The sequence below is a fragment of the Mesorhizobium sp. LNHC232B00 genome, assembly GCF_000502435.1.
Taxonomy (GTDB): domain Bacteria; phylum Pseudomonadota; class Alphaproteobacteria; order Rhizobiales; family Rhizobiaceae; genus Mesorhizobium; species Mesorhizobium opportunistum.
Map to the genome: position 1 here is coordinate 121,736 of NZ_AYWP01000007.1, position 15,687 is coordinate 137,422.

Genomic DNA, 15,687 nt, shown 5'->3' on the forward strand with positions numbered 1-15,687 from the left:
ACAGATGACTCAATCGCAGAAGAAGATCACCGAGGAAACCTTGGTTGGCCGGCGCGGCCGCCTGCTCGGCGCCAAGTCGCAATTGTTCTACGACGAGCCCGTGCACCTCGTGCGCGGCGAAGGCGTCTGGCTCTACGACGCCGACGGCCGCAAATATCTCGATGCCTACAACAATGTCGCCCATGTCGGCCACTGCCACCCGCATGTTGTCGAGGCGCTGTGCCGGCAGGCGAGCGTGCTCAACACCCACACGCGCTATCTGCACACCGCCATCCTCGATTATGTCGAGCGGTTGACGGCGACGTTCGATGCAAGCCTTTCCACCGCCATTCTGACCTGCACCGGCAGCGAGGCCAACGACATCGCGCTGCGCATGGCGCAGGCGGCATCGGGCCAGATGGGCATCATCGCCACCGATGCCACCTACCACGGCAACACCACGGCGGTTTCGCAGCTCTCGACCCGCATGCCGCCGGTCGGCGGCCGCGCCCGTCATGTCAGGCTGGTGCCGGCACCCGACAGCTATCGCCATCCCGATACGATGGCCGACGGCAAGGCCTTTGGCGACGCGGTGCGCGAGGCCATTGCCTCGCTGGCGAAGGACGGCATTGGCCTGTCCGGAATGATCCTGTGTCCGCTGCTCGCCAATGAAGGCTTCCCGACACTGCCCAGCGGCTTCTTCGACGACGCGGTGGCAGCGGTGCGCGACGCCGGCGGCCTGGTCATCGCCGACGAAGTGCAGCCGGGCTTCGGCCGTACCGGCAGCCATTTCTGGGGCCATCAGCGCGCCGGCTTCACCCCCGACATCGTCACCATGGGCAAGCCGATGGGCAACGGCCATCCGGTCGCCGCCGTCGTCGCCACCGGGGAGATCCTGGCGACCTTCCGCAATGCCTTCCGTTACTTCAACACCTTTGGCGGTAACCCGGTTTCCTGCGCCGTGGCGAGCGCGGTGCTCGATGTCATCGAGCAGGAGAACCTCGTCGGCAATGCGCGCGACGTCGGCGCCCATGCACTCGGGCTGCTGCGCCCGCTGGCGGACCGCCACGAATGCATTGGCGAGGTCAGGGGCGCGGGCTTGTTCTTCGGCGCCGAGCTGGTCCATGACCGCGAGACCCGCGAGCCTGCGCCTGACATTGCCGGGCGTGTCATCAACGCGATGCGCCATCGCGGCGTGTTGATGGGCAAGACCGGCATTCATGGCAACGTGCTGAAGATACGCCCGCCAATGCCGTTTTCGCGCGACAATGCCGATCTCTTGATTGGAGCCCTGGACGAAGTGCTTGAAGAAGTCGGCGGGGTTACGGCGTGAGCGCTGTTTTCGCGCAATCGGAGCCCGAGACGGAAGCGGATGTCACCGAGCTTGCCAGGCGTGCGCTCGAACATTGGGGCGTTCGCGACGGTGAACCGGAACTGCTGAAATACCGCGAGAATGCGGTCTTCCGCATTCGCTTGCCCGATGGCCAGCCGGCCGCCATGCGCATCCATAGGCCGGGCTATCACTCGGATGCCGCGCTGTCTTCGGAATTGCAGTGGATGGGCTTCCTGCAATCGGCCGGGGTCGCCACACCGTCCCCGGTGCCGGCGTTGAACGGCGATCTGTTCGTGCCGGTCGGCACCGGCACAGCGGCGCCGCGTCAGGTCGATTGTCTGAGCTGGCTGGAAGGCCGCGCTGTCGGCGCGCGCGGCGTGCCGCTCGGCTATGCGCCCGAACAGGCAAGGCGGGTATTCACGGCCATCGGGCGAACCATCGCCCGCATGCACAATGCCGCCGCCGGCTGGGCGACGCCGCCGGGCTTTGCCCGTCACAGCTGGGATTTCGACGGTTTTTTCGGTCCGACCCCCATATGGGGCCGTTTCGAAACCTGCCCGTTTCTCGACGATACCAGCCGCGAACTGGTGTTTCGTGCCCACGAGAAGGCGGTCGCGGCGCTGTCGCGGCATGAGCGCAGCGCGCGCAATTTCGGCCTGATCCATGCCGATCTGGTACGCGAGAACGTTCTGCTCGACGGCGACGCCACCCAGATCATCGACTTCGACGATTGCGGCCATGGCTGGCACGTCTACGATCTTGCCGTGGCACTCTACCAGAACCGCCAGGAAGCGATCTATCCGCTGATCGAGGCGTCGCTGCTCGACGGCTACCGCCAGGAGCGAGACCTGACGCCAGAGGACATCGCGTCCTTGCCGCTGTTTTCGGCACTGCGGGCCTTCGCTTTCCTCGGCTGGGTGCAGAGTCGCGTCGAGGGTGACGTCAACAGGAATGCCGGCATGCGCATCTCGGCCATCGCCGCCGACGTGGTGGCGGCTTACCTGCGGGGCATGTGAGGACTGCTGGCGACTGCGGCGTCAGCTCTTCGCGAAATGGATGCTGACCGTTCCCGAACTGCCGAAATCGGCAACGATCGTGTCGCCGGGCCGCGCTTCGACCGGCCGCACGAAGGATCCCGACAGCACCACATCGCCAGCCGCGATCGACATGCCGTAGCTGGCGAGCCGGTCCGCCAGCCAGGCGATGCCCATCGCCGGATGGTTGAGCACGCCGGCGCCAAGCCCGGTCTCCTCGACCTCGGCATTGCGCGAGACGATGGCGCCGATCCAGCGCATGTCGGCTTCATCGGGCCGCTGCGGCCGGCCGCCGATGACGATGCCGGCATTGGCGGCATTGTCGGAAATCGTGTCGAAGAAAGTGCGTACCTTCTTGGTCTCGGCATTGACACGCTCGATGCGCGTGTCGAGGATTTCGAGCGCCGGCGTGATGTAGTCGGTGGCGTTGAGTACGTCGAAGAGGGTTACGCCGGGCCCCTTCAGCGGCGCCTTCATGACGAAGGCGATCTCGGCCTCGACGCGCGGCTGGATGAAGCGGCCGGTCGGAACCGTCGCGCCGTCGCTGAAGAACATATCGTCGAACAGCACGCCCGAATCCGGCGTGTCGATGGCCAGCGCATATTGCATCGCCTTGGAGGTCAGGCCGATCTTCCAGCCCTTCGGCTTCAGCCCGGCGCCGATCTTGCGCGCCACGAGCGCCGCTTGGACGCGGTAGGCGTCCTCCATCGTTGCCTCGGGAAAATCGAGGCTGAGCAGCCGGATCTGCCGGCGCGACCGCTCGGCCTCGAACAGCCGCGCCGCGGCGTCTTCGACTTGCTCGGGGGTCATACGCTTGCCTCGTCGACGACACCGTTACGAAGCAGGCCGATACCGTCGGCCTCGACCTCGATCACATCGCCCGGCTTCAGCCAGATCGGCGGATCGAAACGGGCGCCGGCGCCGGTCGGCGTACCGGTGACGATGATATCGCCCGGCACCAGCGTGGTGAAGGTCGAGATGTAGTTGATGATCTTGCGGAAGGGAAAGATCATCCGGCTGGTTCGATCCTGCTGGCGGATCTCGCCATTGACGCGGGTGGAGAGCGCGATATCGGCGATCTGCGCCTCATCCGTGAACGGCACCAGCCATGGGCCGATCGAGCCCGTGCGGTCGAAATTCTTGCCTTGCGTGACGTTGAACTTGGCATGCCGCACCCAGTCGCGGATGGTGCCTTCATTGCACAGCGACAGCGCCGCAATGTGGCCGAGCGCATCGGTCTCGGCGATGCGCCGGCCGCCCTTGCCGATCACGATGACGATCTCGCCCTCATAGTCGAGTTGCGGCGATTCCGGCGGCCGTACCAGTGGCGCGTCATGGCCGACGAAGGAACGCGGAAAGCGGATGAACAGCGAGGGGTTCGAAGGCGCCGCCTGGCCGTCCTTGTACTCCTCGTTGCGGTCCGGATAATTGACGCCGACGCAGATGATCTTCTCCGGCGAGGGGATAGGAATGTCGTAGGCGACGGCATCGAGCGGGAAATCGGCGGCGAACGCTTCGGCCTCTTCCGCCAGCCGCCGCAAGGCGCCAGCCTCGATCACTTCGCGCAATGTCGGCCACTGGCTGTAGCGAGCCGCCAGGTCGACAACGCCCTGGCCGGTGACCGCGCCATAGCGCGTCTTGCCGCCGGCGGTGAAGGTGGCGAGCCGGGGCGGGGTCATGCTGCGGCTCCGGTGGTGGTGATGGATGTCTGCAGGGACAGAGCTCTACGGCGCCCCCCTCTGTCCTGCCGGACATCTCCCCCTCTTGGGGGGAGATTGGATTTTGTCTCTGCTTTCGCCAATTTCCAGCGTTGCAAGGAGGGCGTGGGCCGTGAGGCCAGCCAATCTCCCCCCTTGAGGGGGAGATGTCCGGCAGGACAGAGGGGGGCGACAAGGAATGCTGACATCAACTCAAAACCCGCCTACGGCGCGATGATCGGCGACGCCGTCAGATCCGGCTGGCGTGCCGCCGCGCCGGCGAAGGTGCTACCCTCCTCGAACCAGCTTTTCGGCGCCGGTGCGCCCCACAGCGTCTGGCGCTGCGGATCCTTGAGGTCCCACTTGATTGGCTCAAGATCCGGATCGACCGTCTGGTAGTCCGAGCAGTAGATCTCGATGCGGTGGTTGTCCGGGTCGCGGACATAGAGGAAAAACGCATTGGAAATGCCGTGCCGGCCGGGGCCGCGTTCGATGTTCGGCAGATAACCGGTCGTCGCCATGAGGTCCAGCAGGTCGATGATGTTGAGCGGCGTCGGCACCCAGAAGGCGACATGATGCAGGCGCGGGCCGATGCCATTGGTGAAGGCGATGTCGTGGACGCCGCCCTTGCGGTGCGTCCAGGCCGCCCACAGCTTCCCGGTTGCCGCATCCTCGGTGTATTCGGTGACCCGGAAGCCGAGCTCGTTGTAGAAGGCGACGGACTCGTCGACATTGGGCGAGAAGCAGTTGAAGTGGTCGATGCGCAGCGGCTTGACGCCTTTGTAGAGCGCATATTTCTGGTGGATCGGCGGCAGCCTTTCCATCTGGGCATAGAACTCCAGCGGAATGCCGTGCGGGTCGCGGGTGCGGAAGGTGCGTGACTGGTAGGGCCGCTCGACCCATTCCACCGGCAAGCCCTTGCCCTTGAAGAAATGCACCGCTCTGTCGAGATCCTCGTCCGAAAAAACCTTGAAGCCGAGATCGCGCGCTTCCGGCGTCGTCGCCTTGCGCAGCACGATGCAATGATGGCCACGTTCCTCCATGGCGCGCAGGTAGATGGCGCCCGATGTCTCGTCGGTGACCTGCAGGCCGAGCGTGTCGACATAGAACGCGCGCGATCTGGCGAGGTCGGTGACGGCCAGCTCGACATGGCTGAGGCGCACGATGTTGAAGGCGGGATAGAGGTTGGGCTTGGGCAAGGGCATCTGATTTCCTCCGTCAGCCGCCGAGTTTCTGGATCGCGTGCGCTGAAGTGGCGAAGGCGATGTTCTTCGTCTCCATGTAGAAATCGAAGGAATGGTCGCCGCCGTCGCGGCCGATGCCGGAGTTCTTGACGCCGCCGAACGGCGTCGGCAGATGCCGCACATTCTCCGAATTGACCCAGATCATGCCGGCGTCCAGCGCATCGGTGAAACGGAAGGCGCGGGTCACGTCCGAGGTCCAGAGATAGCCGGTCAGGCCGTACTGCGTGTCGTTGGCCAGCGCCAGCGCTTCCGCTTCGTCCTTGAAGGCGATGGCGGTCAGCACCGGCCCGAAAATCTCCTCCTGGGCGATGCGCATTGTGTTGGTGGCGCCCACAAACAGTGTCGGGCTGACATAGCATCCGCCGCCCGGTCCGGCGAACTTGCGGCCGCCGGCGGCGACCACCGCGCCCTCCGATTTGCCGATCTCGATATAGGACAGCACCTTTTCCTCATGCACCGGATGGATCAGCGGTCCGACAACGGTCTTGGGGTCTAGCGGATGGCCTATTGTGATGCGCTTTGCCTTTTCCGCCACCAGATCGGTGAACTTGTCGTAGACCGAGGCTTCGACCAGCAGCCGCGATGACGAGGTGCAGCGCTCGCCGTTGAGCGAGTAGATCATGAACACCGCCGCATCCGCCGCACGTTCGAGGTCGGCGTCGGCGAACACGATCACCGGGTTCTTGCCGCCAAGTTCGAAATGCACGCGCTTCAGCGTGTCGGCGCCCTGTTTCATGATCATCGAGCCGGTGCGGCTTTCGCCGACGAAGCCGATCGCCTTGATGTCGGGATGCTCGGTCAGCGCCTTGCCGGCATGCTCGCCGAGGCCATTGACCAGGTTCCACACACCCTTCGGCAAGCCTGCCTCCTCGGCGATCTCGACCAGCAGCCGTGCGGTCAGCGGCGAAAACTCAGCCGGCTTATGAACCACCGTACAGCCGGCCGCCAACGCGGGCGCGATCTTCCAGGTCGACAGCATGAACGGCGTGTTCCACGGCGTGATAACGCCGACCGGGCCGATCGGCACGCGCGTGGTGATGTTGACCTGGCCTGTCGTCCGCAGCGTCTCGCCGTCACGCGCTTCCGGCGCACGATCGGCGAAGAAGCGGAAGTTCTCCGCGCCGCGCAACGCCGCCTTGGCCATGAATTTCAGCGCCTGGCCGGTATCCATGCATTCGACGAAGGCGATTTCCTCGGCCCGTGCCTCGATGGCGTCGGCGATTTTATGCAGCAGCTTCTTGCGCGCTTCGCCGGGCATGGCGGCCCAGGCCGGGAACGCCGCCTTAGCCGCCTTGGCGGCGCGGTCGATATCGGCGGCGCCCCCGCGTGCGACCTTGGCCAGCGGCTTCAAATCGACCGGCGACATGGTTTCGAAGGTCGAGCCGTCGGCGGCCGGCACCACCTCGCCGCCGATCTGGTTCAGCACGCCGTCGCGCTTGAAGCGGGCCAGATAGGCCTCGGCCTTTTTCAGATTGCCTTCGAGATCGGACATATCAGCTTCCGTCACTTGCCGCGCAGCCGCGGGTGGATTGCGTTTTTCTTCCAGCTCAGCACTGGGTCGATTTCCCTGATCTCCAGCGACAAGGCGAAATGCGGCGTCTCGAACAGCGCTGCCAGATATTCGCTTACGGCCGCGAAGATGGCTTCTCCTGTCCGTTTCTTGTCCTCGGCGCTGCGGCCGGTGCCGATGCGAAACGACATGTCGAGGAAGGCGTTTTCCGGCTGCCTGTCGGCAATCGCATAGGCGTCGGCGCGAAAGGCCCGCACCCTCACGGCGCCGGTCTCGAACAGCCCGGTGTCCAGCACCGCGCGCAATACCAGCGCGCATAATTCGCCCATATCGACCTTGGCAGCGAGATTGGCCGAATACTCGATGGAGAAGTGAGGCACCGCGTCTCGCTCCCTGGAACATTGCTTTGTTATAATTAACGCGTTAATTACATGCGATCCCACCGAAGTCAAGTCTTGCATCGGGCTTGGCACGACGATACGGGATGACGGTGACGGGCACTGAGGGCCAGCGCTGCTGGGCAAAGCCCGCCACCAATCGCGAGCCAGCGTTGGAGAGAATTTCACTTGCTGCCGGAAAATACTCGTCGCTCCCTGCCGATGGCATTGCTTCACGCCCGTGAAGTGGTGATGGCGCGGTTTCGTCCCATGCTTGCCGCCCATGACGTCACCGAACAGCAATGGCGCGTGCTGCGCGTGCTGAGCGAAGCCGGCCCGGTCGAGGCGACGGAGCTTGCCGACCGCGCGTCGGTGCTGCCGCCCAGCCTGACACGCATCATCAAGGCGCTCGAGGGACGCAAATTCATCACCCGCAACAAGGCCGAAGGCGACGGCCGCCGCGTCGTCCTGACAATCGCCCCGGCGGGTTCCGCCCTGATCGATGCCCTGTCGCCCGAACGCCGCGTCATCTATGACGACATCGAACGCCGCTTTGGCCATGAGCGGCTGGAGCAGCTGCTCGATCTCCTGGAAACCCTGATCGACGGCGAGAGCTGATCTCTGACGGGTCGCCACAGAAGTTTTAACGGTTTGTTGGCGCCGCAACCTTGGAAATTGGCTGCAGTGCCCCTCACTTCGTCATCCTCGGGTCTTCGCGACGGAGCTTCGCTCCTGCTTCGCCCGTGGATGACGACGTTTGGAAGGCTTCGCCTCCATTCCCCGTCAGCGCCATCAATTGTCCTCACCCGCCAAAGCTCCCCAACCGCGTCGGCTGCGTATAATTCCGATCAACGTAGAGCAGCGCCGAGCCGCCGCTGCCGTGCCTGACGTCGATAACGCGGCCGATCATCACATTGTGCGTGCCGACGATATGCACGTCCTCGATCTCGCAATCGAAATTGACGATCGCGTCCGACAGCGCCGGCGTGCCCGACGTCAGCGTCTGCCAGCGCGCCGCCGAATAGCGCGCTTCCATGTCCTTGGTCGCGCCGGCAAACTTTCCCGCCAGATGCATATGGTCATGCGTCAGCACGTTCACGCAGAAGCGCCGGTTGGCGAGGAACATGGCGGCCTGCGCCGAACGTCCGTTCATGCACACCAGCAGCGTCGGCGGCTCGTCGGAGACGCTGCACATGGCGGTGGCCGTGAAGCCGCCGCGCCCCGCCGGGCCATCGGTGGTGACGATGTTGACCGGCGCGCAGACCCTTGCCATGGCGTCGCGGAAATCGGCTTTCGAAATCTGCGTGGCCATCGGCGTTCACCCGGCCGAGGCGGGAAGCGGATTGAGCCAGGTATCGCCCGTCCAGCCGTTCTCGTCATAGTCGGCCATGCAGGTGTCGACCAGTTCCTCCATCGCCTTCAGCCGGCCGCCGCGTTCGGCGCCCTTCAGCACCTGCAGCCGCACCTCTTCCGGCGCACCGGCATAGTTCAACTCATAGAGCGCGTGGCGGCCGCCGAATTCGGTGCCGGTCGCGTCCCACAGCAGCTTCATGATCTTGATGCGCTCGACATGGCCCATGTCATTGGAGCCGCGCACATATTGCGCCAGATATTTGTCGATCTCGGGATTGTTGAAGTCGCGCACCGACGACGGCAGGTAGATCAGCCCGGACGCGATCACCCGGCGCACGGTGTCGATGACGCGCGGATAAGCTTCCGACATGAAGGTACGGTAGGCCAATGCGGCTTCCAGATTGGGCAGCACCGCGCCATTCGCCCACGGGATCGGATTGTAGGCCATGGCGTTGGAAAAGCTCCAGAACATGTGCCGGAGCGCGATAACCTCGCCCAGTGCCGCCTGGTTGCCGCGGAACGCATCGCCGCCGGTGGCGCGCAGCGCCTTGGCCAGCAGGCCGGCGAGGAAGTCGAGCTTGACGGCAAAGCGCGTGCAGCCCTGGAAGCAGTAGCCGTGCATGAAGCCCGACGCCGGATGGAACGACAGGATCTTCTGCGCGTCACGCAGCACCAGAACGTCCTCCCAGGGGATGAAGACATTGTCGAGCACCAGGATCGCGTCGTTCTCGTCGAAGCGCGACGACAGCGGATAGTCGAACGGTGACGCCACCGTGTTGGCCGTCTGCTCATAGGAGACGCGGCAGAACATCTTTATCCCCGGCGCGTTCATCGGCACGATGAACATCACCGACAGCGACGGATCCTCGGTGACCGTCGCTGAGCTTTGCGCCAGGAAATTGTAATGTGTCAGCGCCGAGGACGTTGCCACCACCTTGGCGCCGGAGACGTAGATGCCGGCATCGGTCTCCTTGGTGATGTGGACGAAAACGTCCTTCACCTGCTCCGCCGGCTTGTGGCGGTCGATCGGTGGGTTGACGATGGCATGGTTCATGAACAGCACGGCTTCCTGGGCTCTGCTGTGCCAGGCGAGCGCATTGTTCTTGAACGGTCCGTACCAGTCGGCATTGGCGCCGAGCGTGTTCATCAGCGCCGCCTTGTAGTCTGGCGTGCGTCCCATCCAGCCATAGGACATGCGCGACCACTCGGCGATCGCTGTCTGTTGGGCGACGAGTTCGCCTGAGGATTTGGCGACACGGAAATATTTGTGGGTGTAGCCGCCCGATCCGGTGTCGGTGGCCGAAGTCAGAGTCTCGCGCCGCCTAGAGTCATGCAACGCGTCGTAGAGGCGTGCCAGCGACCGCGCCGAATTGCGCATCGCCGGATGCGTGGTGACGTCGGGGATGCGTTCGCCGTTGATATAGACCTCGCGGCCGTCGCGCAGGCTCTCAAGATATTCGGCGCCCGTGAACGGGCGCGCTCTGTCGGCACGGAAATCTTCTGACCGCATGATGTTCCTCCACTTGGTTCGCGATCCTAGCGTCGGGCCCGAGGATCGGCTATGGACGGAACGGCAAAACCGATTGGACTTTTTCCGGCGTCATGAGCCAGAACTCCATCCCCGATTTCTTCGTCTATGGCGAGCCCGTCCGGCCGCTCGATGTCGGTTTCCTGCATGTCGAGACAGTGCTTGCACGCAGCAACATCCACCTCGGCCAGGTCGCTGCGCACAAGCATCCGCAGATGGGCCAGATCACCTACTGGACCAGCGGCTCCGGCACCTATCACATCGAGGACCAATCCTGGGACTTTTCGGCGCCTGCCGTCAGCTTTGTGCCGAGTAATGTCGTGCATGGCTTCTCGATCGGCCCCGGCACCGACGCGACAGTCGTTTCCGTCGCCGACGATGCGCTCGCGGCGATAGAAGCGCACAGCCTGCTGCCGCTGGACAGGCCGGTCTTCGCCGATGCTCTCCCGCAGCACGCCGCCTGGAAACGGCTGACGGCGGTGCTGGACATGATTGCCGCCGAATACACTGAAGCGCAGGCCGGCAACGACAAGACCTTGCCGTCGCTGATCGCCGTCGCGCTCTCCCACATCGCGCGTCTCGGCCCCGAGGTGATGGACGCCGCAGGCTCATCCGAAGCCTCGCTGGCGCAGGGCTTGCGCCGTCTCGTCGATGCGCATTTCCGTGACGACTGGCCGGTTGGCCGCTACGTCGAAGCGCTGGCCACGACGCCGCATCTTCTCGACAAGGCCAGCCGCGCGGTGCTGGGCAGCGGCGTCAAGCGCGTCGTCGGCGAGCGGCGGCTGCTGGAGGCCAAGCGGCTGCTTTTGTTCACCGTCCGCACCGTCGAGGACATCGCCTACGAGATCGGCTTCGACGATCCGGCCTACTTCTCACGCTTCTTTCGCGAACGGGTCGGCGAAGCACCCGCCGCCTGGCGCCGCAGGCAGCTGCAGGGGCATTGATTTGGTGTGGTACCACGTCTCGTGACGCGCAAACCTTGACGTTGCAGCCTCGGCCACTTTTTCGTGAAGCTGCACGGGTTGATCCGCTCGCCTGCTTGCCTAGGTAGAGGGAGCGGCGGGCGCCACGCAAATCCGACAATAGGGCAAATCCGAAAATCGGTATGACATTTTCCTGTATTAGAAAGCTTGCCCTTGCTGTTCTTGTCGTCGGCGTCCAGTCCTCCTGCGTCATTCCCGACGATACATCGCGCATCGCCAAGGTTGACCCCACGACGGCGGCGGCTCGCAAGGAAATGGTCGGCCTCAGCGAAGCCGATGTTCGAATGTGCGCGGGCTTTCCGACCGCCACCGCGGACGCTGGCGGGTCTGGCCAGATCTGGACCTACAAGCGCGTCGTTCAGCGCGGCAATCTCAGCATTGTCGTCCCAACCCTGGCGCTAGGTGCGATCCCGACGGTCGGCGGCTCCGTCAATGTCGCTCCCGGCGGCTATTGCGACACGCAAATACGCATGGTCGACGGCCGCGTCGCCGAAGTCGCCTATGCCGGCGACAACAATTTGCCGAACAGTCGCGACGCGCTCTGTGTCAGCACGGTGGACGCCTGTGTGTCCTATGCCCGCCAACACAGTCAAAGAGCGACAGCCAGATAGCCGTCACGGCTGATTGGCGAGCCGTGGCGTTGCGTGTCGCGCCGGTAAGGGCTCGACTGACCCGCCGGACGGAATACGCTAAGGCGAAATACCGGCCCTGATCGCCGGGCGGCAACATGCCTCGTATGCCTCGCCCTTCCGGGCGCAGGCTGTGGGGCATTGTCATTTCTGGGGTCCTGTTTCGTCGCCGGTCAATTCTTGATGAGGCCCTCATAAGGCGGCGTATTCAGGATGTAGGCCACCTCGGTCCGGTTCCGGGCGCGAAGTTTTTTCATGATATTGCGAACATGCACCTTGACCGTGCTCTCGCACATGTTGAGTTCATAGGCGATGATCTTGTTCGCTTTCCCGCGACGCAGCGCTTCTATGACCGAAATCTGGCGCGACGTGAAAAGATTGTCTTCTTGCGCCTGCGATTTGGTGGCCTGGTGGCCATCCCTGGCGTTTTGCGCCGATTGGAAAAGCACACTCGGCGGGATGAAAATTCCCCCTGCCGCGACGAGATGAATCGCCTTGGCTGCGATTTGCAGGCTGACGCTCGTTGGAACATAGCCGCATGCGCCATTGTCGATCGCTTTGTGAACATCGTCGAAATTTTCGATATCGGCGAGGATGATGGTGCTCACCCAGGGTCTGGTCGCCTTGAGGTGGGCGATCCGGGCGAGATGGTGGTCTGCCTCGGAGTTTGACCACACGGCGCACATCAGCACAGTCGAGATCCTTTGGGTCTCCTCCAGGTCTGCCGCGTCGAAGGTTTCGATGCTCGAGAAATGCTGGAAACGAAATGCCGGTTCGATTTCCGCGAGGCCTCTTGCCAGGCAGTCGCACATCAGCGATCGATCATCGATAATCGCGATCTCGATATCCGCCGCAACGAAGGCGGGTGGGCTATCGGGATCGATATCAAAAGCACACAGGCTTGCCTGGGCCGCCTCAAATGTTTGAATTGCTGTCATAGCTGCTCCTCTTGCCCCTCGCTCGCATCTGGGGCGTGGCTACTGCTCCACGGTTCTCAACTCCCCTCAGTAATCCGTGGATTCGAGCCAGATGTATGTGAAGCACAGCACATGACGAGCGAAGCCGATCGGCAACGACCCCATGGCCGACCGGGGCTCCGGCAACTCGGCACGACCGGTGTCCCGCCAGGCGGTTCACACCGTTGTGTTCGATCCTGGATCGCTCACGGCTGGCATAATGCCGCCCAAGTGCCCCGCTTCGGACGTGAAATCGGCAACCGCCCCTTGCCGATCATTCCCATCTTGCTCATGTTCATTATTGCTTTGAAGATGATCGATCGTAGGGGGCGGCCGGATTCATCGAATGGGAGGAAGTACCATGAAGGCATGCTATTTCGTTTCTGCAGCGTTTCTCGCCGCATCCGCGATCCCCGCCTCGGCCGCCGAAATTTCCGATGGCAAGGTCAAGATCGGCATCCTCAACGACCAGTCCGGCGTCTATGCCGATTTCGGCGGCAAGTGGTCGGTCGAGGCCGCCAAGATGGCGGTCGAGGATTTCGGCGGCAAGGTGCAGGGCGCGCCGATCGAGATCATCAGCGCCGATCACCAGAACAAGCCGGACATCGCCTCCAACATCGCGCGGCAGTGGTACGACACCGAACAGGTCGATGCCATCATGGAGCTGACGACCTCCTCGGTCGCGCTCGCCGTCCAGGGCATTTCCAAGGAAAAGAAGAAGATCGACATCGTCACCGGCGCGGCGACCACCGAACTCACCGGCAAGCAGTGCTCGCCCTACGGTTTCCATTGGGCCTACGACACCCATTCGCAGGCGGTGGGAACCGGCGGCTCTCTGGTGCAGCAGGGCGGCGACAGCTGGTTCTTCGTCACCGTCGATTATGCCTTCGGCTATTCGCTCAAGGAGCAGACCGCCAAGTTCGTCGAAGCCCATGGCGGCAAGGTGTTGGGCGAAGTGCGTTATCCCCTGGGGGCGACCGACTATTCATCCTTCCTGCTCCAGGCGCAGTCCTCGGGCGCCAAGGTCATCGGGCTGGCGAATGCCGGCCTCGACACCTCCAATTCCATCAAGCAGGCGGCCGAATTCGGCATCGTCCAGGGTGGCCAGCGCCTTGCGGCGCTTCTGTTCACGCTGGCCGAGGTGCATGGGCTGGGCCTTCAGGCGGCGCAAGGCGTCGTGCTGACCGAGGGCTACTACTGGGATCGCGACGACAAGAGCCGCGCGTTCGGGCAGCGTTTCTTCAAGCGCACCAACCGCATGCCGAACATGATCCAGGCCGCGACCTATTCGGCGGTGACGCAGTATCTGAAGGCGATCGACAAGGCCGGCACCGACGAGACCGAGGCCGTCGCCAAGCAATTGCATTCGCTGCCGGTGGACGACGCCGTGATGACCAATGGCAAGGTGCAGGCGGACGGCAACATGGTCCATGACATGTATCTCTACCAGGTCAAGGCGCCCAGCGAGAGCAGCAAGGACTGGGACTATTACAAATACCTCGCCACCATCCCCGGCAAGGAGGCCTTCCTGAGCGAGAAGGAAAGCGGCTGTCCAACGGCGGCCCAGTGATCGGCGCGGCCATGGCGCCGCCCGCCCTCAATGGAAACGAGCCGAGGGTCGTGCTGTCCGCCCGCGGGTTGCGGCGTGATTTCGCCGGCTTCGTCGCCGTCAAGAACGTCGATTTCGATGTCCGCCATGGCAACATCCACGCCCTGATCGGACCCAACGGCGCCGGCAAGACCACCGTTTTCAACCTGCTGACCAAGTTCCTGGCGCCGACCAGCGGCAGGATCGAACTGCTCGGCCACGACATCACCCGCACCTCGCCGGCGAGAGTGGCGCGGATGGGGCTGGTGCGCTCGTTCCAGATATCGGCGATCTTTCCGCACCTCAGCGTGCTCGACAATGTGCGCGTCGCGCTGCAGCGACCGGGTGGGCTTGGCGTCCAGTTCTGGCGCTCGCTGGCGGCACTCGACCGGTTGACGCCGCGTGCGATGGAGCTGTTGCGCTCCGTCGGTCTCGACGATGCCAGGAACAGGCTGGCCGGCGATCTCTCCTATGGCAGGAAACGCGTGCTCGAGATTGCCACGACGCTGGCGCTCGATCCGAAAGTGCTGCTGCTGGACGAGCCGATGGCCGGCATGGGGCATGAAGATGTAGCCACGGTTTCCGACCTCATCCGTTCGGTGGCGCGCGACCGCGCTGTGCTGATGGTCGAGCACAATCTCACGGTCGTCGCCGATCTCTGCGACTGGATAACCGTCATGCAGCGCGGCGAGGTGCTTGCGGCCGGCGACTACGCCACCGTCAGCCGCGACGAGCGGGTGAAGGTCGCCTATATGGGCACTGCCGATGACTAGTGCAGCACCCCTGCTTGCGGTCCGCGGCCTCAACGCCTGGTACGGCGAGGGCCATGCGCTGCACGGCGTCGATCTGGAAGTGTTTGCCGGCGAGACGGTGACGCTGCTCGGCCGCAACGGCGTCGGCAAGACGACGACGCTGCGCGCCATCATGGGGCTGATCCGCAAGCGAACCGGCAAGGTCGTTTTCGACGGCGCGGACCTGATGCGGCTGCCGCTCCACAAGACCACGCATCAGGGCATCGGCTTCGTGCCGGAGGAGCGTGGCATCTTCGCCACGCTGACGGTCGACGAGAACCTGGTGCTGCCGCCGGTCGTTGCCAAGGGCGGCATGAGCGTCGAAGAGATATTCGATCTCTTCCCCAATCTGAAGGAGCGGCGCAACAGCCCCGGCACCAGGCTGTCGGGCGGTGAACAGCAGATGCTGGCGATCGCGCGCATGCTGCGAACCGGCGTGAAGATGCTGCTTCTCGACGAGCCGACCGAGGGCCTCGCCCCCGTCATCGTTCAGCGCATCGGCGAGCTGCTGGCGACGTTGAAAAAGCGCGGCATGACGATCCTGCTGGTCGAGCAGAATTTCCGCTTCGCCAGCCGTGTCGCCGATCGTTTCTACCTGATGGAGCACGGCAAGGTCGTCGCCGGGTTCCCGACCGGCGAGCTGGCGGACCGCATGAGCCTGCTCCACGACGTTCTGGGTGTATGA

The 15,687-nt window shown here is 63.8% G+C and carries 16 protein-coding genes; 8 read left to right on the forward strand and 8 right to left on the reverse strand.

All coding sequences use genetic code 11. The features are described 5' to 3' along the window. Positions 1-4 precede the first annotated feature (4 nt). Positions 5-1,312 (forward strand): aminotransferase class III-fold pyridoxal phosphate-dependent enzyme, encoded by a 1,308-nt coding sequence (locus tag X743_RS157370; RefSeq protein WP_023765407.1) that lies wholly within the window; start codon positions 5-7, stop codon positions 1,310-1,312. After that, complete coding sequence (locus X743_RS157365) at positions 1,309-2,328, forward strand: phosphotransferase (RefSeq protein ID WP_023765408.1); 1,020 nt, start codon at positions 1,309-1,311, stop codon at positions 2,326-2,328. The genes X743_RS157370 and X743_RS157365 overlap by 4 nt, the downstream gene beginning before the upstream one ends. Before the next feature lie 21 nt (positions 2,329-2,349). Here X743_RS157365 and hpaH read toward each other — a convergent pair whose 3' ends face one another. From hpaH to X743_RS157340, 5 genes are all read right to left on the reverse strand, one after another. Then, complete coding sequence (gene hpaH, locus X743_RS157360; protein WP_023765409.1) at positions 2,350-3,156, reverse strand: 2-oxo-hept-4-ene-1,7-dioate hydratase; 807 nt, start codon at positions 3,154-3,156, stop codon at positions 2,350-2,352. Continuing rightward, the gene (locus X743_RS157355; protein ID WP_023765410.1) at positions 3,153-4,025 is read right to left on the reverse strand and encodes a fumarylacetoacetate hydrolase family protein; all 873 of its coding nucleotides are present in this window, start codon (positions 4,023-4,025) and stop codon (positions 3,153-3,155) included. The genes hpaH and X743_RS157355 overlap by 4 nt, the downstream gene beginning before the upstream one ends. A gap of 242 nt (positions 4,026-4,267) precedes the next feature. Beyond that, positions 4,268-5,248 carry a 3,4-dihydroxyphenylacetate 2,3-dioxygenase gene (gene hpaD, locus X743_RS157350; protein WP_023765411.1) on the reverse strand — a complete coding sequence of 327 codons (981 nt, stop codon included), beginning with the start codon at positions 5,246-5,248 and terminating at the stop codon, positions 4,268-4,270. 13 nt (positions 5,249-5,261) lie between these two features. Further along, positions 5,262-6,779, reverse strand: coding sequence for a 5-carboxymethyl-2-hydroxymuconate semialdehyde dehydrogenase (gene hpaE, locus X743_RS157345; protein WP_023765412.1), 1,518 nt, complete (start codon positions 6,777-6,779; stop codon positions 5,262-5,264). Between the two features lie 11 nt (positions 6,780-6,790). Continuing rightward, entirely contained in the window at positions 6,791-7,177 is a 387-nt protein-coding gene (locus X743_RS157340; protein WP_023765413.1) for a 5-carboxymethyl-2-hydroxymuconate Delta-isomerase, read from the reverse strand. Positions 7,178-7,396: 219 nt separating this feature from the next. On the opposite strand from X743_RS157340, the gene hpaR reads away from it, so the two are divergent. After that, positions 7,397-7,792 carry a homoprotocatechuate degradation operon regulator HpaR gene (gene hpaR / locus X743_RS157335; RefSeq protein WP_224728766.1) on the forward strand — a complete coding sequence of 132 codons (396 nt, stop codon included), beginning with the start codon at positions 7,397-7,399 and terminating at the stop codon, positions 7,790-7,792. 184 nt (positions 7,793-7,976) lie between these two features. Here hpaR and X743_RS157330 read toward each other — a convergent pair whose 3' ends face one another. Together X743_RS157330 and X743_RS157325 are read right to left on the reverse strand one after the other, a co-directional pair. Continuing rightward, entirely contained in the window at positions 7,977-8,486 is a 510-nt protein-coding gene (locus X743_RS157330) for a flavin reductase (protein ID WP_013891926.1), read from the reverse strand. Positions 8,487-8,492: 6 nt separating this feature from the next. Beyond that, positions 8,493-10,037, reverse strand: coding sequence for a 4-hydroxyphenylacetate 3-hydroxylase N-terminal domain-containing protein (locus tag X743_RS157325; RefSeq protein ID WP_023765414.1), 1,545 nt, complete (start codon positions 10,035-10,037; stop codon positions 8,493-8,495). Between the two features lie 92 nt (positions 10,038-10,129). On the opposite strand from X743_RS157325, the gene X743_RS157320 reads away from it, so the two are divergent. Both X743_RS157320 and X743_RS157315 read left to right on the forward strand, forming a co-directional pair. Beyond that, entirely contained in the window at positions 10,130-10,999 is an 870-nt protein-coding gene (locus X743_RS157320; RefSeq protein ID WP_023765415.1) for a helix-turn-helix domain-containing protein, read from the forward strand. Positions 11,000-11,160: 161 nt separating this feature from the next. After that, positions 11,161-11,649, forward strand: coding sequence for a hypothetical protein (locus X743_RS157315; protein WP_023765416.1), 489 nt, complete (start codon positions 11,161-11,163; stop codon positions 11,647-11,649). A 191-nt stretch (positions 11,650-11,840) separates the two neighbouring features. On the opposite strand, the gene X743_RS157310 is transcribed toward X743_RS157315, so the two are convergent. Next, positions 11,841-12,605 carry a response regulator transcription factor gene (locus X743_RS157310; protein WP_051508533.1) on the reverse strand — a complete coding sequence of 255 codons (765 nt, stop codon included), beginning with the start codon at positions 12,603-12,605 and terminating at the stop codon, positions 11,841-11,843. A gap of 379 nt (positions 12,606-12,984) precedes the next feature. Between X743_RS157310 and X743_RS157305 the strand changes: the two genes are divergently transcribed. The 3 genes from X743_RS157305 to X743_RS157295 are packed head-to-tail and all read left to right on the forward strand — an operon-like array spanning position 12,985 to position 15,687. After that, complete coding sequence (locus tag X743_RS157305) at positions 12,985-14,193, forward strand: ABC transporter substrate-binding protein (protein WP_013891914.1); 1,209 nt, start codon at positions 12,985-12,987, stop codon at positions 14,191-14,193. 11 nt (positions 14,194-14,204) lie between these two features. Beyond that, positions 14,205-14,984, forward strand: coding sequence for an ABC transporter ATP-binding protein (locus X743_RS157300; protein WP_023765418.1), 780 nt, complete (start codon positions 14,205-14,207; stop codon positions 14,982-14,984). Then, on the forward strand, positions 14,977-15,687 hold the full coding sequence (locus tag X743_RS157295) for an ABC transporter ATP-binding protein (protein WP_023765419.1): 711 nt from the start codon (positions 14,977-14,979) through the stop codon (positions 15,685-15,687). Before X743_RS157300 ends, X743_RS157295 begins: the two co-directional genes overlap by 8 nt.